The organism is Streptomyces cupreus (assembly GCF_014257025.1).
GTDB lineage: Bacteria > Actinomycetota > Actinomycetes > Streptomycetales > Streptomycetaceae > Streptomyces > Streptomyces cupreus.
In genome coordinates this window covers 1-22,180 of the sequence record NZ_JACMSF010000094.1, presented here as the reverse complement: position 1 = coordinate 22,180, position 22,180 = coordinate 1, and the positions used below count along the sequence as shown (strand labels likewise).

Here is a 22,180-nt window from a genome sequence, read left to right as displayed (position 1 = left end):
GCATCACCGGCAGCTCGATCCGCGTCCCCGTGCCGGACGTCTCGATCGCGATCCTCAGCCTGCGCCTGGGCCGGGAGACCACCCGCGAGGAGGTCCTGGAGTACCTCCGTGACGTCTCGCTGAACTCGCCGCTCAAGCGCCAGATCGACTTCACCACCGCCCCCGACGCCGTCTCCATGGACTTCGTCGGCTCGCGCCACGCCTCGATCGTCGATGCCGGCGCCACCAAGGTCGACGGCGACAACGCCATCCTCTACCTCTGGTACGACAACGAGTTCGGCTACTCCTGCCAGGTCATCCGGGTCGTCCAGCACGTCTCGGGCGTGGAGTACCCGACGTACCCGGCCCCGGCGGTCTGATCCACGTCACGGCCCGGTCGGCGACCCCGCCAGCGGCAGTTCCGTCCAGATCACCTTGCCGTTCGGCGTGTACCGCGTACCCCAGCGCGCGGCGAACTGGGCCACCAGGAACAGGCCCCGGCCGCCCTCGTCCGTCGTGGCCGCGCTGCGCAGATGCGGGGCGGTGCTGCTGCCGTCGGAGACCTCGCAGATCAGGCTACGGTCGCGGATCAGACGGACGTGGATGGGGCCGGTGGCGTGGCGGAGGGCGTTCGTGACCAGCTCGCTGAGGATCAGCTCGGTCGTGAACGCCTCTTCCGTCAGCCCCCAGTCGTCGAGCGTGCGGGTGGCCGCCGCCCGGACCCGGGCCACGGCAGCGGGGTCGTCCGGGACGTCCCAGGCTGCGATGCGGTCGGCGGCGAGCATCCGCGTCCGGGCGACCACGAGGGCGACGTCGTCGCGCGGCCGCTCGGGCAGCAGGGCCTCCAGTACCGCCTTGCATGTCTCCTCCGGCGTCCGGCCGTGCGTCGGCGGCGCCGCGGCGAGCGCCCTGCGCAGCAGCTCAAGCCCCTCGTCGATGTCCCGCCCCCGGTGCTCGACCAGCCCGTCCGTGTACAGCACCAGGCCGCTGCCCTCGGACAGCCGCAGCTCGGTCGCCTCGAAGGGCAGGCTGCCGCCCAGGCCCAGCGGCGGCCCGCCCGGGACAGTGGGGAACTCGACGTCGCCGTCGGGGTGGACGAGGGCCGGTTCGAGATGGCCGGCGCGGGAGAGGGTGCACAGCCCGCGGGACGGGTCGTACACGGCATACAGGCAGGTCGCTCCGGTGACCGGCGCGCTCCGGCCATCGCCCTCGTCCTGGTCGATACGGGCGACCAACTCGTCCAGATGACCAAGGAGTTCGTCGGGTGGGAGGTCCAGGGTGGAGAAGTTGTGGACCGCCGTACGGAGCCGTCCCATCGTGGCCGCCGCGTGCAGTCCGTGTCCCACGATGTCCCCGACGACCAGCGCCACGCGCGCGCCCGGCAGCGGGATGACGTCGAACCAGTCCCCGCCGACCCCTCCCTGCGCCGCGTGCGCGGGCAGATAGCGGTAGGCGACGTCGAGGGCGCTCTGGCCGGGCAGCGCCCGGGGCAGCAGGCTGCGCTGGAGCGTGACCGACAGGGTGTGCTCGCGGGTGTAGCGGCGGGCGTTGTCGATGCTGACGGCGGCCCGCGCCACCAGTTCCTCGGCGACGGCGACGTCGTCCTGCTCGAAGGCGTCGGACCGGTCGGCGCGCCAGAAGGTGGCCATGCCCATGATGACGCCGCGGGCGCGCAGCGGGACCGTGAGCATCGCGTGGAGCCCGAAGTCGACAAGCCTGACGGCGTGCTCGGGATCCTGCACCTGCCAGCCCGAGAAGGCGGGCAGGTCCGGCTCCAGCACCGACGTGCCCGTGCCGAAGCCGAAGGCCTGCGGTGTGCCCGGGGCGAAGTGGATCAGCTTGCCGATCGGGTAGAGCGGGCTGCCCTCCCGTGCGCCCCGGAAGGCGACCCGGCGCATGTCGGTGCGGCCTTCCTTCGGCTCCTCGCCCCGCAGCACCGGATCCGCCAGATCGACGCTGACGAAGTCGGCGAACCGCGGCACCGCGAAATCGGCCAGCTCCTGCGAGGTACGCGTCACGTCGAGGGTGGTGCCGATCTCAAGACCCGCGTCGTACAGCAACTGCAGCCGCTCCTGCGCCACGTCCGCCCGGCCGGTCAGCGTCCGCAGCTCGGTGGTGTCGCGCAGCGTCGCCACGCTGCCGGGCGGCCCGCCGTCCCGGTCGGTCGACCGCTGGCTTACGGCGAGCAGGCGGCCGTAGGCCAGGTGCACCTCGTCAGTGGCGTCCCGCCCGGAGGTGAACAGCTGGGCGAGGTCGCGCCCGATGCCCAGGTCGCGGCAGGGCCGCCCCTCCGCGTCCGCGGACAGCCCGAGCAGCCGGCGCGCCTCGTCGTTCGCCAGTGCCAGGCGCCGCCGGCCGTCCAGGATCAGCACACCCTCCCGTACCGAGTGCAGGACCGCGTCGTGATGGTCGTACATCCGCGTCATCTCGGCCGGTCCCAGCCCATGTGTCTGGCGCAGCAGCCGTCGGCTGACCAGCGCGGTCCCGCCGGTGGCGAGGGCGAGCGCGGCCGCCGCCGAGCCGAACAGCATCGGCAGCTGGTCGTCCACGACCCCGCCCACGCTGGCCAGCGTCACTCCGGCGGCCACGAGACCGACGATCCGGCCGTCGCCGTCGGTCACGGGGACCACGGCCCGCACGGACGGCCCGAGGGTTCCGGTGTACGTCTCCCGTACGACCCCGCCCGCCGCGGCCGGGGCGATGGTGCCGATGAAGTGCTTGCCGATCCGGTCGGGGTTGGGGTGGGTGTAACGGATCCCGTCCGTGGTCATCACGACGATGAAGTCCACGTCGGTCGCCACGCGCGCGGCCTCGGCACGCGGCTGGAGCACCGCGGTCGGATCCGGATCCGCCAGGGCTTCGACGACGCCCGGCGAGTGCGCGAAAGCCTGGGCCACGGCGAGTGACCGGTTGCGGGCTTCCCGCTCGGTGTCGGTGCGGACTTGCAGCACCAGGGCCACCACAGCGGCGACGACGAGGAGCGCGACGATCGCCGCCTGCAGCAGGAAGACCTGCCGGGCGACGGTACGCGCGCTCACCAGCGAGCGCAGGCGGCCGAGGAATCCGGCCATGGTTCTGTTCTAGCACGACGCGCTGCGTAACCGTTCGCCCAAGGCGTGGCCTTGCGGGTCTACGGCGAGCACGATCCGATGCGGCCGGTGTCGGGCCGCGCGTGGGGGACGGGTGTGTCGGGGACGGTCGGCATGTGGAGCAGGAGCAGGGCCGCGTCGTCGTGCAGTCGGCCGCCCACGTGGGCCAGCAGTTCGTCGTGGAGCGCGGTGACGGTGCGGGCCGGTTCGTGGGAGGTGTGCCGGGCCAAGCCCTCGGCGAGCGGGTAGAACTCGCGGTCGTGGTTGCGGGCCTCCGTGACGCCGTCGGTGTACAGCAGCAACTGGTCCCCGTCGGCGAAGGGCAGCACCTGGAGTGCGGGGGTCTCGCCCGAGAGGGTGCGCAGTCCGAGGGGCGGGGCCGGGCGGTCCGGGTCCACCGGTACGACGGCGCGGTCGCGCACCAGCAGCGGCGGCGCATGGCCGCAGTTGACCAACTCCAGCTCTCCGGCCCGTGGGTATCCCGCGACCACGGCCGTGACGAAGTCGTCGGCGCCCAGATTGCGCGCCAGGCTCCGCTCGATCCGCGCGATGACGGCGAGCAGATCCGGCTCGTCGTAGGCGGCTTCACGGAAGACACCGAGCACCAGAGCGGCGGTTCCCACGGCCGGCAGCCCCTTGCCGCGCACATCGCCGACGATCAGCCTGACCCCGTACGGCGTGGACACGAGAGCGTAGAGGTCGCCGCCGATCCGGGCCTCCGCCGCGGCGGCGCTGTAGCGGACGGCCACCTGGAACGGACCGACCGTCGCCGGTATGGGCTGGAGCAGTGCGTGCTGGGCGGCCTCGGCGACGGAGCGGACCGCCGCCAGCACCCGCTCACGCCGTCCGCGCAGCGCGCTGGCCAGGCCGCCCGCCAGGGTCACGGCCATCAGGGCGGCCAGGACGACCGCGAGTTCGCTGCCAGGAGCACCCGCGTTGACGCCGAGGGCCACACCCGCGGCGGCGGCCAGCAACCCCGCACAGAGAACCCCGCGCGGCCCGTTGGTCGTCGCGGCGAGCGCGGGCCCCGTGGCGAGCAGCGGCAACCACGTCGTGCCGGATCCACTGACGAGGTGGACGACCACGACGGCGGAGACGATCAGTAGGGGCAGAGCGGCGACCAGTCGCCTCGGCCAGTGATCATGACCATGGTGTGGGGCCTCGCTCATGTCTTGTCCGCTGTCCTCACCTGTGTGCGGGGGCATGCGCCCGTGGAATGTCCGCTTCCTTCAGGAAATCGGTTCGATCCGGACCGGACAAGGAGCGGATTTTCAGATAGTGAGCGAGAGCCCTCTGGTCACGCGGCTCGCGGTCGGGAGCAGACGCGCTCTGATCTCCTCCAGGCGGGAGAGCCGGTCGGCCCGCAGCGAGACGCCGAGCGAGCCGAGGGTGTTCCCGCTGTAGACGGGTACCGCGACGCAGACCGTGCCGAGGGTGTACTCCTCCATGTCCGTGATGGCCGGGGCCAGGGGCGAGGAGTCGAGCCGCCGCAGCAGCTCCGCGGGACGGGTGATCGTCCTGGGCGTGAGGTCGGCGAGCGGATGCCGGGACAGGTAGTCCTTGCGTGCTTCGTCGTCCAGCTCGCGCAGCACCGACTTGCCCAGCGCCGTCGCGTGCCCGGCGTCCTCGAACCCCACCCAGAGGTCGACCCGGGGAGCGTGCGGCCCGTCGACGATCTCGGCGACCCGGATCTCCCCCTCCTCGTAGAAGGTGAGGTAGGCGGCCGTCGACAGCTCGTCCCGCAGTGCGGCGAGCGTGGGGCGGATCCGGGCGAGCAGCGCCTGGGTCCGGCCCGCCGTGTGCAGCGTCCCGAGTCGCTCGCCCAGGATGAACCCACCGTCGTCGAGCTTGCGCAGATATCCGTCGTGGACCAGCGTCCGCAGCAGGTGGTACGCCGTGGCCAGTGGCAGGCCCGTCTCCCGTGCCAGTTGCTTCGCCGACGCGCCGTTCTCATGCGCGCTCACCGCCTCCAGCAGCCGGAAGGCCCGCTGTACGGAGCTGATGAGCGTCGGGCCCGAGCTCGCACCCATACGAACAGCGTGCGCCGGGCGCACGGCGCGGGCAACTACAGGACCCGCGCGACGAGCAGGGCCACGTCGTCGTGGTCGTCGGGATGGCGCAGGCCGTACAGCAGGAGGTCGCAGGTCTGCTCAAGCGGTCGGTGGGGTTCGTCGAGGAAGTCGAGGAGGGTGTTCAGACGGTCGTCGATGGAGTGGTGGCGGGTCTCGACCAGGCCATCGGTGTAGAGGACCAGCAGGTCGCCGGGGTCCAGGCCGACGGTGGTGGCCTCAAAGGGGATGCCGCCGACGCCGAGTGGCGCTCCGGCGGGCAGTTCGAGCAGTTCGGGCGGCCGGCCGACGTGGGCCAGCGCAGGCGGCATGTGTCCGGCGTTGGCGATGTGGCACCGTCTCGTGCGGGGGTCGTACACCGCGTACAGGCAGGTGACGATGTAGTGCTCCAGATCGCAGGTGATCTTGTCCAGGTGCTTGAGAACGGCGGCGGGTTCGAGGTCGAGGTCCGCGTAGGCGCAGGTGGCGGTGCGCAGCCTCCCCATGGTGGCGGCGGCGTCGATGCCGTTGCCCATGACATCGCCGACGACCAGGGCGGTCCTGTCGTCGGTCAGCGGGATGACGTCGTACCAGTCGCCGCCGACCTCGCTGGTGGCCTGGGCGGGCTGGTAGCGGGAGGCCAGCTCCAGGCCGGGGTGGTGCGGCGCGTGGTCGGGCAGCAGGCTGCGCTGGAGGGTGAGAGCGGTGTTGCGCACGCTCTGGAACCAGCGGGCGTTGTCGATGGCCACGGCGGCCCGGCTGGCCAGCTCACTCGCCAGGACCACGTCGTCCTCGTCGAACGGCACCGGATTGCGGGTGCGCTTGAGGTCGAGGGCGCCGAGCACCTCGCCGTGCGCGATCAACGGCACCGCGAGATAGGAGTGCACGCCGGCGCGGGCCAGCAGGGAGGTGGCCTCGGCGTCCCGGCCGATGCGCGGCAGATCGTGCTCGCCGACATGGCGCACCAGCACCGGTCGGCCGGTGTGGACGCACAGGGTGACCAGGCGGTCGCCGTCGTAGGCGGCGAGGTCTCCGGGCGGGTCGGCGGCGCGCAGCGCCACACTGGGGTAGGCCGCCTTGAGGGCGAGGGCACGGAACAGCTCGGGGCCGTTGTCCGGTCGGCGCATACGGCGGCAGGACAGGGCGGAGTCCAGGACGTCCACGGCGACCACGTCGGCCAGCTCCGGGGCGGTGATCTCGGCGAGTTCACGAGCGGTCTGCTCCACCTCCAGCGTGGTGCCCACCCGGGTGGAGGCGTCTGCGACGAGGGCGAGGCGCCGCCGGGCCCGGTCGGCCTCGGCGGCCGCGCGATGCCGCTCGGTGACGTCGACGAAGGAGATGGCCGCGCCCAGGACCCGCCCGCCGGGATCCTCCAGCCGGTAGAAGGACAGCGACCAGGCGTGCTCGTGCTCCGGGTCGGCCGGCGGGCGGCCCACGTGGTACTGGTCGAGCAGCGGGGTGCCGGTGGTGAGCACCTGGTGCAGGGCGGACTCGATGGTGTCGATGTCCGGCAGCGGCAGGGTCTCCCGCAGCCGACGGCCGATGTGGTCCTCGGCCGGGGTGGCGTCGATGCGCTCCAGTGCCGGGTTGACCAGCAGATAGTGCAGGTCGGGGTCGAGGAGGGCGAGGCCGATCGGAGACTGGTTGATCAGCCGCTCGCACAGCGCCAGGTCGGTCTCGACGCGCTGGAGCAGGGAGTGGTCGGCCGCGATGCCGAGAGCGTAGACGTCCCCGAGATCGTCCAGCAGCCGCATGTTGCGGAACTCGGTCAGCCGGGTGCTGCCGTCCTTGCGCCGTATGGGGAAGGTGCCGGCCCAGCTCCGGCCGGTCTCCAGCACCTCGGCGAACAGCTTCGTCACGGCCGGCAGGTGCTCGGGGTGGATGAACAGCCGCGCCGCGTACGTACCGAGGGCCTCCTCGGAGGTGTAGCCGAAGAGCTCCTCGGCCTGCGGGGTCCAGAACACGATGCGCCCGTCGGCGTCGAGGACCACGGCGGCCACGCTCAGCATGTCCAGCAGGCCGGTCGGGCGGGGCGGCTCGGGGCCGTACCCGCCATCGTCGGTCTGGAAGGATTCGGATTCGGCTGTCATCGCAGCTCCTCCGCCACCCGGTCGGCAGGGCCTGCCGACCTCGGCCATACACCCCCGGGTACCACGGTTTTGCCGACCGGTACCTCCATGCTCCCTCTGCCCCTGCGCCTTGGCCCGTGCACATCGGGCGGACAAGCAGGAACATGGTCGTGTAGAGGGTGGGAGCCATGGACGCTGCGTGAGGACCCATGAACGCTCCGCAAGAAGAACCGGACGCGCCCACGTCGGCAGGATCGCGTGCGCTTTTCGACGCGTCCTCCGACGCGGCCGCGGTGCTGTCCGGACACGGTGTGGTGCTCGGCTGGACCCGGGCCGCGGAGGAACTCCTCGGCCACCCGGCGTCGGAGATCGTCGGCGCCTCGGCCGCGCGTCTGCTGGCGATGCCCGGTGATCCGGTACGGGTGGCCCGTGTCGCGGAGCGCTGCCGGGCCGGTGTGGGATGGAGCGGGCTCATCCCCCTGCAGCACCGCGACGGCCGCCGTATCGACGCGGACCTGCGGGTCTCCGCGTCCTTCCGGATCGGCGCGGACGAGTGCTTTCTGATCTCGGCGCGAGAGCAGCGCCCGAGCTGGACGGTGGGACAGTCGGTCCTCGACGGTTTCCTGACCCGCTCGCCGGTCGGCATGGCCGTGATGGACACGCAGCTGCGCTACGTCTGGCTGAACGACACCCTGGAGCGCTTCGGCGGCGTGCCCCGTGAGCAGCGGCTGGGGCGGCGGCTGAGCGAACTGCTGCCCGGGCTGCAGACAGAGACGATCGAGGGCCTGATGCGCAAGGTTCTCGACACCGGCGTTCCGGTCACCGACTACGAGTACCTCGGATGGAGTTGGGCCGATCCGCACCGCCAACACGCCTACTCCACCTCCTTCTTCCCCCTCGTGGACCGCGACAACTCGATCACCGGGGTCTGCTACATGGTCCTGGACGTCACCGAACGGTGGAACGCCCGCCAGCTGCTGGCGCTGGTCAACGAGGCCGGAACACAGATCGGCACAACCCTGGACGTGCTGCGGACGGCCCAGGAGCTCGCCGACTTCGCCGTGCCCCGCTTCGCGGACTTCGTCGTCGTAGACCTGCTGGAGCCCGTTCTCAGCACCGAGGGGCACGGGGCGTGGCTCACCGACGCGGGGCCGGCACCCGCCAAGCCGGTGATGCGCCGGGCCGGAATGAACTCGGTGCGCGAGGGCTGCCCGGAGGCCGTGGCGCAGATCGGGGACCGCGTGGACTTCGTGCCCCCGCCGCACGACGCGCATCTGATCGTCGACGGCGAGCCGATCCTTATTCCGGTCCTCGATCCGTCCGACGAACTGTGGGTCACGGAACAGCCCGCGCGAGCGGACAGCATCCGCGAGTTCGGCCTGCACTCCCTCATCTCCGTGCCGATGCGGGCACGCAACACCGCCCTGGGCCTCACCACGTTCCTACGGTCGCTCAATCCCGTCTCCTTCCAGCCCGACGACGTCCTGGTCGCCCAGGAACTGGTGGCCCGCGCGGCGCTGTGCGTCGACAACGCCCGTCGCTACACCCGGGAACACACGGCCGCGGTCACCCTGCAGCGCAGCCTGCTGCCCCAGGCCCTGACGGGCGGTACGGCGCTGGAGGTGGCCTCCTCCTATCTGCCGGCGGATCCGACGGGCGGAGTCGGCGGTGACTGGTTCGACGTGATCCCGCTGTCCGGCGCCCGCGTGGGCCTCGTCGTCGGCGACGTCGTCGGCCACGGCATCACCGCCGCGGCAGCGATGGGCCGGCTGCGCACCGCCGTGCAGACCCTCGCCGACATGGAGATGCCACCCGACGAACTACTGGCCCATCTGGACGACCTGGTGCTGCGGCTCAGCGAGGAGCATCCCGACAACGAGGGGGCCGAGGCGGCCGAGACGGCCCACCTGAACACCACCGCCTTCCTCGGAGCGACCTGCCTGTACGCCGTCTACGATCCGGTCACCCGGCACTGCACGATGGCCCGCGCCGGACACCCGCCCCCGGTCGTCGTCGCGCCCGACGGGCAGGTCTCCTTCCCGGAGCTCCCGGCCGGGCCGCCGCTCGGTCTTGGCGGGATGGCGTTCGAGGCCGGCGAGATCGAGCTCGCCGAGAACAGCCTGTTCGGCCTCTACACCGACGGCCTCGTCGAGGCCGCCGACGGCGACATCGAGCGGGGCATGGCCCGGCTCGGCGACCTGCTGTCCCGGCGCGATCTCGACCTCGGCACCCTGTGCTCATCGGCGGTGCGGCAGCTCGTGCCCGTACCGCAGCCCGACGACATCGCCCTGCTCCTGACACGCACCCACGCCCTGGGCGCCGAGCACGTCGTGTCGTGGGATGTTCCCGTGGACCCAGCCGCCGTCGCCCACGTCCGGGACCGGGCGACCCGCCAGGTGGAGGCCTGGGGCTTCGGGGAACTGGCCATGACGACGGAGCTGATCGTGAGCGAGCTGGTCACCAACGCGATCCGCTACGCCGAACCACCCATCCGCCTGCGGCTGCTCCGCGACACCCGCCTGACCTGCGAGGTCGCCGACGCCAGCAGCACCGCCCCGCGGCTGCGCCACGCCCGGAGCATGGACGAAGGCGGTCGTGGCCTGTTCCTGGTGGCCCAGCTCTCCCATCGCTGGGGAGCCCGCTACACGGCCGACGGGAAGATCATCTGGGCCGAACAGGAGATCCCGTGAAGCGGAGCCCCGGCTCGATGGGGGTGTGCCGCAGGGAGCCTGCCGTCAGCCCATGAGTCCCGCGGCGAGCGTGGCGCCCAGCTCCCAGCACGCCTCGATGTCCGCTTTGGCCGGTACGCCGGTCACCGTCACCGCCTCGGCCGCGCGCCGCCAGCCGAGACCTGTCGTGACGGACTCGATGGACCGCACCGCGCCGGTGACGTCGCTACCGCCGTGTACGTAGTAGCCGAAGGGCCGCCCGCGCGTGGCGTCCAGGCACGGGTAATACACCTGGTCGAAGAAGTGCTTCAGGGCGCCCGACATGTAGCCGAGGTTCGCCGGGGTGCCGAGCAGACAGGCGTCGGCGTCCAGGACGTCGGACGCGGTGGCGGACAGGGCTGCTCGCCGTACGACGTGAACGTTCTCGATCTCGGGTGCGGTCGCCCCGGAGATGGCGGCCTCGAGCATCGCCTGGCAGTTGGGCGAAGGCGTGTGGTGCACGATCAGCAGAGTTGCCACACGACCGAACCCTGCCGTGCCACCGCGCGCCCCCGCAAGTTCGGAGGCCGTACGTCCGGTTATGCCCGGCATGGCGCCGCTCTCAGGGAATTCCCATCCGCCGACCGTGGAAAGGAGGGGGTTCGACAACGGTATCGTCACGGAAATCAAGGGGAGGCAAACTGCCGCACGCGTGGTGAGCGGGGAGGCGTGAGTCACCAGGTGAGCGATCCGAGATGCCGGTGCACCTGCCCGGGCGCGACGGTCTGGGTCACGGGTCGGCCGTTGGCCGACCGGCTGGCCGCCGCCTACGCGCTGGCCGAGCGGCTGTTCGCGCAGGCCCGGCGGGTGGCGGTGCTCGACCGGTACGACGACCTGTGCGCCGACGCGGCGCGCCTGGGGGTGGTCGCGGAGGTGCTGGCCCGCAATGGCGTCGTGGTGATCGTCCCGTGTGCCGCGGAGGGTCTGGACGCGGTGCGTTCACGTCACGAGGCCAGCGGTACCCGCTATGTCGAGGTGTCCGTCACCGGGCGGAAGAGTCCCGAGGAGTCCGCGTCGGCGGCGCTGGGGCGGCTCGTCACGCACGACTGAGGCGTAAACGATGCGGCGGTCACATCATGACCGTCCGGGTTTACGCGGCTGCGGTTACGTGACTACGGTGTCCCGGTGTCGGCACATGGGCCACACAGTTAACTCTTGTAAGAGGTGTTCTGCTCTGTCTGGGTTCCGTCGGGATGGGATCGCGCAGCAAACGCTGCCCACACGCAGCCTCGGACAGGCCCAGGCGCCACCGGACGGCACGGCGGCCGCGCAGGCCGGGCGGACTGCTCGGTCGGTCAAGGAGCGGGACGCGTTCTTCGACAACGCCAAGTACCTGGCCATCGTGCTGGTGGCGATGGGGCACGCATGGGAGCCGCTGCGGGACGAGAGCCGGGCGGTGACCGCGCTGTACATGGTGGTCTACGCGTTCCACATGCCGGCGTTCATCGTCATCTCGGGTTACTTCTCGCGGAACTTCGACGCGAGCCCGGGGCGTATCAAGCGGCTGGTGACCGGGGTCGCCGTGCCGTACATCGTGTTCGAGGTGGCGTACACCTTCTTCACCAGGTGGACGGACAACGAGCCGGAGCGCAAGATCAGTCTGCTGGATCCGCTGTATCTGACGTGGTTCCTGGCGGCCTTGTTCATCTGGCGGCTGACGACGCCGTTCTGGCGGACCGTGCGGTGGCCGCTGCCGCTTGCCCTCGGGGTGGCGATGCTGGCGACCCTGTCGCCGTCGATGGGCAAGGACCTCGATCTGCAGCGTGCGTTGCAGTTCCTGCCGTACTTCGTGCTGGGTCTGGTGCTGAAGCCGGAGCACTTCACGATGGTGCGCCGGCGCGAGGTGCGGATGCTGGCGGTGCCGGTGTTCCTGTGCGCCGTCGTCGTGGCGTACTGGGCGGTGCCGCGGATGAACTACGCGTGGTTCTTCCACCGCACGAGCGCCGAGGAACTGGCCGCGCCCGCCTGGTACGGGCCGCTGATGACGCTGGTGCTGTTCGGCTGCTCGACGGTCCTGGTCGCGTGCTTCCTGTCGTTGGTGCCGAGGCGCGGTATGTGGTTCACGGCGCTCGGCGCGGGCACGCTGTACGGCTATCTGCTGCACGGTTTCGTGATCCAGGCAGCCAACCACTGGCACTGGTCCCAGATCGACTGGGTGCACGAGCCGCTCGGGAAGATCGCCGCGACTCTGGTGGCCGGTGCGGTCGTGACGCTGCTGTGCACGCCGCCGGTGCAGCGGATGTTCCGGTTCGCGATGGAGCCGAAGATGGACTGGGCGTTCCGGCGTGATCCGGCGGAGGCCGCCCGGTCCCGGTGAGAGCGGGCGGCCCGTCGATCGCTGTACCGCGGGTCAGCGGCGGGTGGCGTCCTTCGCCTTCTCCTTGGCCTGGCGGACATCGCCCTTCGCCTGTTCCGCCCGGCCTTCGGCCGTCATGCGCTCGTTGCCCATCGCGCGACCTGCCGCTTCCTTGGCCTTGCCCTTGGCCTGTTCCATCTTGGCCTTGGCCTTCTGCTGTCGCGCCATGACACTTCACCCCACACCGTGCTCGGGATCGGCTGCTCGTCTCCGGGTGAACCGGCTCACGGAACATAAACGCTGGTCACCGCGGATCGGCGTCCATGAGCATCGGGCCGACGCCCAGACGGGGGTGCCGTCGGTCGCGGTGGCGGTCTGATGGGGTGTGGGCAGGCCGGCGCAGAGCTGTTGCACCTCGGTGATCGTCATGGGCATGGGGGCTGCGGTCCTAACCGGCTTCTGGTGCGTCGTAGGAGAACTTGTACCCGGTGAAGTCGGCGACGCGGACGTATCCGATGCGCTGGTAGAGGGCGTTGCTGGTGGGGTTGTTCGGGTCCGCGAACAGGACGACGTCCGTGGCGCCCGCGGTCAGCGCGGCTCTGCTCACCGCGACCGTCACGGCGCCCGCGTAGCCGCGGCCCCGGAGGTGGGCCGGGGTGTAGACGGGGTCCACCCGGACCATGCCGCCGACGATCGAGGTCGCGGCCGCCATGGAGACGGGGGTGCCGTCCGGGGTCTCCCACAGCGTGAAGTGTCTGTCGCCGAAGCGTGAGTCGGCCCAGGAGCCGGCGTCGATCAAGTCGATGGAGGACTGCTCCCCGACGTCGACGCAGAACTCACGGCACCAGCGCACGACTTGCTCATGGTCCTGCTCACCTGCGACGCGGCCCCGGCCTTCTGGGCTCGGCAGCGGTGGGGTGAGCGTGCCGAGACGGTAGAGGTGGGTCCGCCAGAACGGCACCGGTGCCGCGCCCGTGTGCCGCTGCCATGTCCTGGCGAACGCGGTGGCGGTGTCGTGGTCCGCGATGACATCGGACGGGGTGTGGCCGAGGCCGACCAGGTGTGCGGCGAGGGGGCCGACCTGCTCGGCAGGGAGGGGGGTGAGGCTCAGACGGCCGCGCGGAGTGCGATAGAAGATGGCGCGGACTTCGCCTTCTGACTCCAGTCGGCCGAAGAGGGTGGCCTCGGCACCGTGTGCGTCCGCCGCGCGTGTTCGCAGTTTCTCGATGTCCGTCAGCGGCGTGTTGTGCAGGGCGGGGCGGGAGCGCAGGAAGTCTCCGGCCCGGGCGAGGAAGTCGTCGATGTCTTCGGTGAGTTGCCAGCCATCCGGTCGCATGCCTCATGATCCCTGATGTGTTCGACTCCGGGGAGCATGTGATCAGTGCTCTCCCGGACTCGGTTACTCTGTGCCGCCGGGTTCGCGAGGGGAGATCGAAGTGGTGGGGCGTCGTGCGGCTTGTGCTGCGGTGCTGGTCGTGCTGTTGACGGGGTGTTCGTCGGGGTCGCAGGACAACGACGCGAAGGCGTCGGCGAGTGCGTCGGCGACCGCGAAAGAATCCGCGGTCGCAGACAGTGGTCGCTCCATCGGGGCCAAGGGCTCCGCCTGTGAGTTGCCGGTCACCTTCGACATCGCCGAGGAGTGGACGGCGGAGGCCGTGGGCAGCGACAGCGAGGTGTCGCAGGACGTCGCCGACGCCGTGCTGCGCCAGGGGCCGGTCGCCCTGGTGTGCGAGGTCGACGCCAAGCCGGCGGGCAACATCGGCTTCCTGCGGGCGTGGACCGGCGAACCGGGCGACGACGACGCCCGTAGCGTGCTGGAGGCCTTCGTGGCGGCCCAGGGCGGGGTGAGCAAGGAGAAGTACGGCACCTTCACCGCGGGCGACCTCACCGGCGCGGAGGTGACGTACGTGTACAGCAACGAGTTCCTGGAGGAGAGCAAGGAGGAGAGCGCCCTTGCCGTCACCACTCCGCAGGGGCCGGTCGTGCTGCACCTCGGCGGAATGGACACCGAGGAGCACGAGGCGATGCTCCCGGCCTTCGAGCTGGCCAAGAAGACACTCCGCACCGGCACCAGCAACGCATGAGCCCGTGCCGTTCGGGCGGCACGGCCAGGACGCCGTACGTGCCCACGCCACGGCCTATTCGCTGCGGTACCCGGCCTCGCACGTCCGCATCGACCTCGGCACGCTCGGCCCGGACGCGGTCACGGTCGGCGCCGCGATCCTGCCGCTCGTCGGCTTCTTCGCGCGCGGCGGGTGGCCCCTGGAGCCCGAGCCGAAGGAACCGAATCCGGCCTGGCAGACCAACCTCCAGGACCGCGCGGCACAGTGAGGCGCCCTCAAGGGCCGGGCGCGGGGAACTCCCGGCCCGGAGGAGCCGGACCGACGTGACGGGCTTGAACACAGTTACGGCGTCAGAGGCTCGTCTCTCCGGCGAGGCCGAAGAAGTCGTGCCTCCCTGGTCACCAACCGCATATGGACGGCGATGGGTCTGGACCCGGCCACCACCCTCCGTGACGTCCGCTGGGGCGAGGAGTACGCGGGCCGCTTCGTCTGGGTCTGGGAGATCTCCGGCTCCGTCCCCGCCTCCCACAACGGCGGCTACCACAAGTCCTGGAGCATGCGTCAGCCGCCCATGTACTTCCCGCTCGGCGGGGGCACGCTGAGCGGCGTCTCCAAGCCGGGCGAGGTCGTCTGGTCCCGTGTCTTCCTGATGGACGGCCGGCTCCACGTCGACCTCGGGCGCGCGAGCGCGATCGAACTGCCCGAGGAGGAGACCCGCCGCCGCCTCGACGCGACCACCCGCCAGTGGCCGATCATGCACGCCGTGCTGCACGGCGTCACCCGGGACCAGTTCATGGCCCGCCACAAGGCCAACCACCTCAACGTCGCCTACGCCCCCGACGCGGACACCGCGGACAAGGCGCTGCGCGCCAAGGCCGCCTTCTTCGCCGAACTCGGCGTCGAGGTCCATCTGTGCGGAGACGTACGGCTTTGACTTGCTCCTCGGGCTGAAGCCCGAGGATTCTGGCCTTCCCTCTCGTTGCCGTGCCGCTACGCGGCACGGGCTTGGGGAGGGAATCCGTGGCTTCCTGCTTCGTTGCGCTGCGCCAGAACGGGTTCTGGTCTTATGAGCGCTCCACAGGCCGATACCGCCAGTCCGGCGGCCTTTTTCACGTTGCGTGCGGAGTTGATGTCCCGGTCGAGGAGGGCCCCGCAGGCGGGGCAGGTCCATTCCCGGATGTGCAGGGGCTTGGGCCCGTCCTTGGCCCCGCACTGGGAGCAGGTCTGGCTGGTCGGCTCGAACCGGCCGATCTTGATCAGGGTGCGTCCGTACCGTTCGCTCTTGTAGACGAGCATGGCCACGAACTGTGACCAGCCCGCATCGTGCACACTCTTGGCCAGTCTGGTGCGTGCCAGTGCGTTCACCGCCAGGTCTTCCACGCCGATGGCTTGGTTCTCGCGGATCAGCTTCGTGGAGAGCTGGTGGTGAAATTCACGGCGCGCGTCGGCGACTATGGCATGCGCGCGTGCGACCTTCAGGCGGGCCTTCTCCCGGTTCTTGGATCCCTTCTGTTTGCGGGACATCTCCCGCTGGGCCTTCTTCAGCTTCTTCTCCGCGCGGCGCAGGAACCGCGGAGAGTCGATCTTCGTGCCGTCGTCGAGGATCGCGAAGTGCGTCAGCCCCAGGTCGATGCCGACACTCTGGTCGCTGTCGGGCGTCCGGGCGGCGTCGGCAGCCGGGTCTGTGTCGATGACGAAGGAGGCGAAGTACCTCCCGGCCGCGTCCCGGATCACGGTGACGGAGGTGGGGGTGGTGGGCAGGGTGCGCGACCACTTCACCTTGACGGTCCCGATCTTCGGCAGGCTCAGCCGTCCGCTGCCAGTGACCGACCAGCGGGCGTTAGCGGTGAACCGGATCGACTGCCGGGCATCCTTGCGGGACTTGAACCTCGGCGCCCCCAGTTTGGGACCCTTGCGTTCGCCCTTGAGGGAGGCGAAGAAGTTCTTGTAGGCCGTCTCGGCGTCGCGCAGGGACTGCTGGAGCACGACCGCGGAGACTTCGCCCAGCCAGCAGCGGGCCTCACTCCGCTTGGCCTGGGTGATCAGGCGCCTGGACAGCTCCCCGGCTTTCGGGAACGGCTCTCCGGCCGCTCGGGCCTCCTCGCGGGCGCGCACGGCGTCGTTGAACACGACGCGGGCACACCCGAACGCCCGTGCCAGCGCGTCGCGTTGGGCATGATTCGGGTACAGGCGAAAGCTGTACCGAAGCTTCATGAGAGCCACCGTACATACGCGGGTTATGGGAGAGCTGCAGGAGATCAGAACTGGTCGGCACTGTGCTTTCGTGATGCACGTGCTGCACTTGGACTTCGTGGCACAGCTCTGGCACAACGTGTTCAAGGGCGATCACCTGGTCCCGAATGGAGGAGAGCATGCGGTCGGTCTGCGCGGACTTCGAGTGCGAGCCGGTGGAATTCCGCGGCGAGAGCAGCCATGTCCACCTGTTGGTGAACTTCCCGCCCAAGGTCGCCGTCACCAAACTCGTCAACTCTCGGTAGCGCTATCCCCCTGAACCCCGGCGGGCGGGGCGCCCCCGTCCCCGCCAGCCGGACCTCTCCCGCCGCTTAGAGTGAGTGGCATGAACACGGCCCGCATCCAGGTGGTGCAACTGCTGGTGTCGCCCGTCCACCGGCTCGCCGGGCGCCCCGCGGACGGCGCCGCGCCCGAACCGGCGGGGGAACTCGTCCAGCGGGCGGAGGTCCGCCAGGGGCTCGGGCTGGTCGGCGACCGGTACTACGGGCAGCGGGCCCATCGTGACGCCTCGGTGACGCTGATGGCCGAGGAGAACCTCCCTGTCGACATCGACCCGGCGGTCGACCTGCGCCGGACCCGCCGCAATGTGCTGCTCCGGGGCGTCGACATCGACTCCCTCGTCGGCTTGGTCGTCAGCATCGACTGCGGGACCGGCCCGGTGACCTTCGCCCTGAACCGTCCGGCCCGGCCCTGCGCCTGGATGGACGTGACCATCGGCCCGGGGGCCCAACGGGCGCTGCGCGGCAAGGGCGGGGTGCGGTGCACTCCGCTGTCGGACGGGGTGCTCGAAGTCGGCGAGGCGACCTTGCAGGTACTGGCCGAGTCGCAGGCCACCTCGTAAGTCGAGCCCGGCGCGGGCGATCGCGCCGGGCTCGTGGTGCCGTCCGTCAGGACGCCGTGCAGGAACCCAGCACAGGCGCCGCGCTGTTGCCGTTCTTCATGACGGTGAAGCCGAAGCTCGTGGACGCCCCGGCGGCGAGGCTGCCGTTGCCGTTCGGGCGCATCGTCATGACGTTGCCGGAGCTGTCCCAGGTGGGCGTGCCGTTCCAGGTCGCGGAGATCTTCTGCGGAGAAGTGACCGTGACGGTCGTCGTCCAGCCGATGATCGCCGAACTGCCCGCGGTGACGGTCACCTTGCCGTTGAAGCGGTCACTCCACTCCTCCTGCTTGCTGTACGACACGGAACAGGACGCGCTCCCCCCGCCGCCGCCCGATCCGGATCCGCCGAGCGCTGTCAGTACGGCCGTGTAGGCGGGCTTCTTGTTGTAGTTGCCGTCGAACAGCAGCGGCGTTCCGGAGGCGCGCCAGGAGTACTTGTCGGTGACGCCCCAGACGGTGACGCCGGTGCAGCGGGTGACGGCGAGGCAGGCCTTCACGACATTGCTGTAGCTGGTGGCCTGGGCGCTGCCGGAGCCTTCGATGTCGAGTTCGGTGATCTGGACGTCGACGCCGAGGTCGGCGAAGCGCTGGAGGTTGGCCTGGTAGTCGGACGGTACGGGCGAGGCGCTGTTGAAGTGGGACTGGAAGCCGACGCAGTCGATCGGCACACCGCGTGCCTTGAAGTCCCGGACCATGTTGTAGACGGCATTGCTCTTCGCGTTGACGCCGTCGGTGTTGTAGTCGTTGTAGCAGAGCTTGGCGGCCGGGTCGGCGGCGCGGGCGGTGCGGAACGCCTCCTCGATGAAGCCGTTGCCGAGCTTGTCCTGGAAGGGCGAGCTGCGCCGGGCGCCGCTGGAGCCGTCCTGGAAGGCCTCGTTGACGACGTCCCAGGAGTGGATCTTGCCCTTCCAGTGGGTCATCACCTGGGTGATGTGGTTGTTCATCGCGGTTCTGAGGTCGGCGGCTCCCAAGGAGCCCACCCAGCCGGGCAGTTGGGAGTGCCAGACCAGGGTGTGGCCGCGGACCTTCATGCCCCGGCTCTGGGCGTGGTTGACGATCTGGTCGGCGGAGCCGTAGGAGAACGAGCCTCGGCTGGGCTCTACGGCGTCCCACTTCATCTCGTTCTCGGGGGTGACCGAGTTGAACTCGGTGTTGAGCGTGTTCGCGTACGCGGATTCGCCGAGGTGGTTCGCGGCGACGGCGGTGCCGAAGTAGCGGCCCTTCTCGGCCGCCGCGGCGCCGAGCGTGCTCGCCGCCTGTGCCGGTGCCGACAGGGCGGTGACACCGGCGGCGGCGAGCAGGCCCGCGAGTCCGAGGATGAGTGCGGTGCGTGGGCGGGGGTGCGGACGTTCGGGGGCCTTGCGGATGGACGTGCGGGTGGCCATCTCGTCCCCTTCCTTCCGAAAGTTTCGGTCACTTTTCCGAATGGCGTCGCAGACCATACGGGCGCTCTGATGCACCGTCAATGGCTACAGTGACCGCCCGCCCCAGTTGGCTCGTATTCCCCGGCAGCCGCTCGGGTCATCGAAAGTTTCGTAGGTGTCAGGAGGCCGGCTCGGCGCCGGTGTAGAACGCGATCGTCGCCTTCGTGGTGGACTCGACGGCCTCCGCGTCCGCACCGGAGGCGGCGTACGCGGCGCCCCACAGCTCACCCGCGCGGGTGTGACACGCCTTGCCCTCGTCGGACGTCGCCCACTCCTGAGCCTGCTCCGGGGTGAACCCGCCACCGGCGAGATGCATACCGAGCCCGAGGAGCACCATGTCCCAGCCGACCCCGGTCGCGCCGGGCCCGTACTGACCCCAGAACTCCTCCGGGACGACCGCCACATGCTCCAGTTCAAGGACCGTACGCTCCTCACCGTCCGGCGTGAGGCGCACCACGACCTCACTGAACCCCGGGTCGGGGCCGAACAGCCAGCTCACGCGCAGCAGATTCGGCTCGTCGCACTGGAGAATCTCGCCCCCGGCCTGGCCTTCCAGCTGATAGCGTCCGCCGACCTTGAACTCGCCGCTGACCGGCAGGAACCAGCGCGCGATGCGCTCGGGTGAGGTCACCGCGTCCCACACGTCGGCGACCTCGGCGTCGTAGGACCGCCGCAGCAGCACCGTACGAGCCTGTCCCGCCTCGACCTGCCTGGTGCCGACCTCGCGGTGCAGCCGATTGATCTCGTCGACGATGTCAGTCATCCTTGCTCACTTCCTCTGCGCGTCTGCGCTCGCGCTTGCCGCGCGCGAGCTCCGTCCCGAGCGCGTCGAGCCGCTGCTCCCAGAACCCCCGGAACCGCTCCAGCCAGTCGTCCACCTGCCGCAGCGGCCCGGCCTCCACGGCGTACAACCGCCGGGTGCCCTCCGCCCGCACGGACGCGAAGCCGTTGTCCCGCAGCACTTTCAGGTGCTGGGACACGGCCGGCTGCGAGATCCCGAACTCCTCCTGGATGGCGGCACTGATCGCGCCCGATGCCTGCTCACCCGTGGCGAGCAGCTCCAATATCCGACGCCTGACCGGATCCCCCAGAACATCGAAGGCGTGCACGAAGCCGACTATGCCACCCGCGGCTTATATAAGGCAACTCTTAAATAGAAGCTGCGCTCAGGCGGACGACGACACCATCACGAAGGAGTCGATCGCCTCGGTCAACTCCTTCGGCTTCTCCAGCGGGAGTTCATGGCCCGCGTCGATGATGCGCACCAGGGCGCCGGGGCAGGCCTTCGCCATGCGGAGCATCTGGGCGACCGGCAGCTGGATGTCGTGGTAGCCGTGCACCATCAGGGTGGGCGTGCGGATCTCACCGAGGCGGTCCAGGACGTCGAACGCGCGCATGGCGCCGTACAGCGTCATGACCACCTCGCGCGGGGTGGCAGCGGAGGCGCGGATGTACTCGCGGACCTCCGCCCGGGGGTAGCCGGGGGCGAAGGCGCGCTGGATGTTGGTGGCCACGAACAGCTTGAACGGCACGAGGGCGGAGGCGGCCATCAGCAGGCCCCGGCCCCGGCTGTACGTCATCCGGCTGATGGAGTTGACCAGCACCAGGCGCTCGACCCGCTCGGGACGGTCGAGGGTGATCGTCTGCGCGATCATGCCGCCCATCGAGTGGCCGATCAGGACGCACCGTTCGATCTCCAGGTGGTCGAGGAGGGCGAGCACGTCGGCGGCCAGCTCCGCGATGGTGCGCACGCCCGCTCCGCTGCTCTCGCCGTGTCCGCGCAGGTCGAGCCGGACGACTCGCCGCCGCTCGGCGAAGTGGGCCGTCTGGTGGTCCCAGCGGTGCCGGTTCGCCGTCCAGCCGTGGATGAAGACCAGGGGGACGTCGGCGCTGTCGCGGGGGCCCTCGTCGTCGTACGTCAGCGCTGCGCCGTCGACTGCGAATTGCGGCATGGGAGGCCTCCTGCGTGCGGTCCGGTTACTGGCCGGTACGGTAACCGGTCGCCGGGCCCCGCGTCACCGGTCCTCGGTGGATCCGGCGGACTTGGTGGACTGGCGCAGATGGGCGTTGAGCCGGGCGGCCTGGCGGGTCAGGTGGTCGCGCTCGGCGAGGTTGGGCGCCTGGTGGGCCGCCTCGGCGTACAGCCGGGCCGCCGTGCGCGGGTCGCCGTCGCGCTCGTGGAGGTAGGCGGCGACCGCGGTGTGGCGGGGCAGGGAGTCGTCCAGGGCGGCGAGGGCGGCCAGTCCGGCCCGGGGCCCGTCGGCCTCGCCGACGGCGACGGCGCGGTTGAGGCGGACGACGGGGCTGTCGGTGAGCTGTGTGAGTTCGTCGTACCACTCCACGATCTGCACCCAGTCGGTCTCCTCGGCGGTGGGCGCGTCGGCGTGCAGGGCGGCGATGGCGGCCTGGGCCTGGAACTCGCCCAGCCGGTCGCGGGCGAGGGCCGCCTGGAGGATCTCGACGCCCTCGGCGATCAGCGCCGTGTCCCACCGGCCGCGGTTCTGCTCGGCCAGCGGCACCAGGCTGCCGTCAGGAGCGGTACGGGCCGCGCGGCGGGCGTGGTGGAGCAGCATCAGGGCGAGCAGCCCGGCCGCCTCGGGGTGGTCGATCGCGGCCGCGAGCTGCCGGGTGAGCCGGATGGCCTCGGCGGCGAGGTCGAGGTCGCCGGAGTAGCCCTCGTTGAAGACCAGGTAGAGCACGCGCAGCACGGTGGCGACGTCGCCGGGCTGGTCGAACCGCACGTCGGAGACGGTGCGCTTGGCCCGGCTGATGCGCTGCGCCATGGTCGCCTCGGGCACCAGATAGGCCTGGGCGATCTGGCGGGTGGTGAGTCCGCCGACGGCGCGCAGAGTGAGCGCGACGGCGGACGACGAGGTCAGGGACGGGTGAGCGCACAGGAAGTAGAGCTGGAGCGTGTCGTCCGCCGAGGGCGCGGGTCCGGGCGGCGGCTCCTCGTCGATACGGTCCTCACGCCGGCGCCGGGCGGCGTCCGCGCGGGTCGCGTCGAGGAACTTGCGCCACGCCACGGTGACCAGCCAGCCCTTCGGGTCCCGCGGCGGGTCGTCCGGCCAGACCCGGACCGCCTCGACGAGCGCGTCCTGTACGGCGTCCTCGGCCGCCGCGAAGTCTGCTCCGCGGCGGACGAGGATGCCGAGCACGCTCGGCGTGAGGCTCCTCAGCAGCGCCTCATCCATGGCATTCCGTGACGGTGGGATTCGCGGCCAGGAACGGGCGCACCTCCAGCCACTCGTGGATCGGCTTGCCGCCCGCTCCGGGGGCCGCCGACAGTTCCCCGGCCAGCTCGACGGCGCGCTCGTAGGTATCGACGTCGATCACCATCCAGCCGGCGATGAGATCCTTGGGCACCGTCCC

20 protein-coding genes and 3 pseudogenes are annotated in these 22,180 nt (G+C 70.7%); 9 read left to right on the top strand and 14 right to left on the bottom strand.

Annotation, left to right across the window (positions count from 1 at the left end; genetic code table 11):
• Window positions 1-359 (top strand): annotated as a pseudogene (locus tag H4N64_RS41385) (glyceraldehyde-3-phosphate dehydrogenase); the annotation flags it as partial.
• A 6-nt stretch (window positions 360-365) separates the two neighbouring features.
• Here the strand turns inward: H4N64_RS41385 and H4N64_RS41380 are convergent.
• From H4N64_RS41380 to H4N64_RS41365, 4 genes are all read right to left on the bottom strand, one after another.
• Complete coding sequence (locus H4N64_RS41380; protein WP_186287790.1) at window positions 366-3,050, bottom strand: SpoIIE family protein phosphatase; 2,685 nt, start codon at window positions 3,048-3,050, stop codon at window positions 366-368.
• A 59-nt stretch (window positions 3,051-3,109) separates the two neighbouring features.
• The gene (locus H4N64_RS41375) at window positions 3,110-4,237 is read right to left on the bottom strand and encodes a PP2C family protein-serine/threonine phosphatase (protein ID WP_186287789.1); all 1,128 of its coding nucleotides are present in this window, start codon (window positions 4,235-4,237) and stop codon (window positions 3,110-3,112) included.
• A 102-nt stretch (window positions 4,238-4,339) separates the two neighbouring features.
• Complete coding sequence (locus H4N64_RS41370) at window positions 4,340-5,098, bottom strand: IclR family transcriptional regulator (protein WP_186287788.1); 759 nt, start codon at window positions 5,096-5,098, stop codon at window positions 4,340-4,342.
• Window positions 5,099-5,133: 35 nt separating this feature from the next.
• Window positions 5,134-7,206: a SpoIIE family protein phosphatase gene (locus H4N64_RS41365; RefSeq protein ID WP_186287787.1), complete on the bottom strand. Its 2,073-nt coding sequence runs from the start codon at window positions 7,204-7,206 to the stop codon at window positions 5,134-5,136.
• Between the two features lie 188 nt (window positions 7,207-7,394).
• Between H4N64_RS41365 and H4N64_RS41360 the strand changes: the two genes are divergently transcribed.
• A complete protein-coding gene (locus H4N64_RS41360) occupies window positions 7,395-9,875 on the top strand; it encodes a SpoIIE family protein phosphatase (RefSeq protein WP_186287786.1) in 2,481 nt (826 codons plus the stop codon).
• Window positions 9,876-9,920: 45 nt separating this feature from the next.
• On the opposite strand, the gene H4N64_RS41355 is transcribed toward H4N64_RS41360, so the two are convergent.
• A complete protein-coding gene (locus H4N64_RS41355) occupies window positions 9,921-10,373 on the bottom strand; it encodes an NAD(P)H-dependent oxidoreductase (RefSeq protein WP_186287785.1) in 453 nt (150 codons plus the stop codon).
• Window positions 10,374-10,574: 201 nt separating this feature from the next.
• On the opposite strand from H4N64_RS41355, the gene H4N64_RS41350 reads away from it, so the two are divergent.
• On the top strand, window positions 10,575-10,943 hold the full coding sequence (locus H4N64_RS41350; RefSeq protein ID WP_186287784.1) for a nucleoside/nucleotide kinase family protein: 369 nt from the start codon (window positions 10,575-10,577) through the stop codon (window positions 10,941-10,943).
• Window positions 10,944-11,028: 85 nt separating this feature from the next.
• Window positions 11,029-12,210, top strand: a complete 1,182-nt coding sequence (locus H4N64_RS41345; protein WP_186287783.1) for an acyltransferase family protein — start codon at window positions 11,029-11,031, stop codon at window positions 12,208-12,210.
• A gap of 33 nt (window positions 12,211-12,243) precedes the next feature.
• On the opposite strand, the gene H4N64_RS41340 is transcribed toward H4N64_RS41345, so the two are convergent.
• Window positions 12,244-12,417 (bottom strand): CsbD family protein, encoded by a 174-nt coding sequence (locus tag H4N64_RS41340; protein ID WP_186287782.1) that lies wholly within the window; start codon window positions 12,415-12,417, stop codon window positions 12,244-12,246.
• A gap of 220 nt (window positions 12,418-12,637) precedes the next feature.
• Window positions 12,638-13,525 (bottom strand): GNAT family N-acetyltransferase, encoded by an 888-nt coding sequence (locus H4N64_RS41335; protein WP_186287781.1) that lies wholly within the window; start codon window positions 13,523-13,525, stop codon window positions 12,638-12,640.
• A 100-nt stretch (window positions 13,526-13,625) separates the two neighbouring features.
• Between H4N64_RS41335 and H4N64_RS41330 the strand changes: the two genes are divergently transcribed.
• The 3 genes and pseudogenes from H4N64_RS41330 (at window position 13,626) to H4N64_RS41320 (ending at window position 15,186) form a co-directional block, all read left to right on the top strand.
• Window positions 13,626-14,273: a lipoprotein gene (locus H4N64_RS41330; RefSeq protein WP_186287780.1), complete on the top strand. Its 648-nt coding sequence runs from the start codon at window positions 13,626-13,628 to the stop codon at window positions 14,271-14,273.
• A gap of 31 nt (window positions 14,274-14,304) precedes the next feature.
• Window positions 14,305-14,520: pseudogene (locus H4N64_RS41325) on the top strand (sugar kinase); the annotation flags it as partial.
• A 153-nt stretch (window positions 14,521-14,673) separates the two neighbouring features.
• Window positions 14,674-15,186, top strand: coding sequence for a hypothetical protein (locus tag H4N64_RS41320; RefSeq protein WP_260860283.1), 513 nt, complete (start codon window positions 14,674-14,676; stop codon window positions 15,184-15,186).
• Window positions 15,187-15,242: 56 nt separating this feature from the next.
• Here H4N64_RS41320 and H4N64_RS41315 read toward each other — a convergent pair whose 3' ends face one another.
• Window positions 15,243-16,466 carry an RNA-guided endonuclease InsQ/TnpB family protein gene (locus H4N64_RS41315; protein ID WP_186287779.1) on the bottom strand — a complete coding sequence of 408 codons (1,224 nt, stop codon included), beginning with the start codon at window positions 16,464-16,466 and terminating at the stop codon, window positions 15,243-15,245.
• A gap of 158 nt (window positions 16,467-16,624) precedes the next feature.
• On the opposite strand from H4N64_RS41315, the gene H4N64_RS47065 reads away from it, so the two are divergent.
• Both H4N64_RS47065 and H4N64_RS41305 read left to right on the top strand, forming a co-directional pair.
• Window positions 16,625-16,750, top strand: a complete 126-nt coding sequence (locus H4N64_RS47065) for a transposase (RefSeq protein ID WP_418896336.1) — start codon at window positions 16,625-16,627, stop codon at window positions 16,748-16,750.
• An 80-nt stretch (window positions 16,751-16,830) separates the two neighbouring features.
• Window positions 16,831-17,346 carry a molybdenum cofactor biosysynthesis protein gene (locus tag H4N64_RS41305; protein WP_186287778.1) on the top strand — a complete coding sequence of 172 codons (516 nt, stop codon included), beginning with the start codon at window positions 16,831-16,833 and terminating at the stop codon, window positions 17,344-17,346.
• Between the two features lie 46 nt (window positions 17,347-17,392).
• Here H4N64_RS41305 and H4N64_RS41300 read toward each other — a convergent pair whose 3' ends face one another.
• The 6 genes and pseudogenes from H4N64_RS41300 to H4N64_RS41275 form a co-directional block, all read right to left on the bottom strand.
• Entirely contained in the window at window positions 17,393-18,769 is a 1,377-nt protein-coding gene (locus H4N64_RS41300; RefSeq protein WP_186287777.1) for a glycoside hydrolase family 10 protein, read from the bottom strand.
• 157 nt (window positions 18,770-18,926) lie between these two features.
• The gene (locus H4N64_RS41295) at window positions 18,927-19,571 is read right to left on the bottom strand and encodes an SRPBCC family protein (RefSeq protein WP_186287776.1); all 645 of its coding nucleotides are present in this window, start codon (window positions 19,569-19,571) and stop codon (window positions 18,927-18,929) included.
• On the bottom strand, window positions 19,564-19,917 hold the full coding sequence (locus H4N64_RS41290; protein ID WP_186287775.1) for a metalloregulator ArsR/SmtB family transcription factor: 354 nt from the start codon (window positions 19,915-19,917) through the stop codon (window positions 19,564-19,566). Before H4N64_RS41290 ends, H4N64_RS41295 begins: the two co-directional genes overlap by 8 nt.
• Before the next feature lie 57 nt (window positions 19,918-19,974).
• Window positions 19,975-20,760, bottom strand: a complete 786-nt coding sequence (locus tag H4N64_RS41285; protein ID WP_186287774.1) for an alpha/beta fold hydrolase — start codon at window positions 20,758-20,760, stop codon at window positions 19,975-19,977.
• Between the two features lie 63 nt (window positions 20,761-20,823).
• Window positions 20,824-22,002, bottom strand: coding sequence for an RNA polymerase sigma factor (locus H4N64_RS41280; protein ID WP_186287773.1), 1,179 nt, complete (start codon window positions 22,000-22,002; stop codon window positions 20,824-20,826).
• Window positions 21,995-22,180: pseudogene (locus H4N64_RS41275) on the bottom strand (YciI family protein); the annotation flags it as partial. The gene H4N64_RS41280 and the pseudogene H4N64_RS41275, both read right to left, overlap by 8 nt.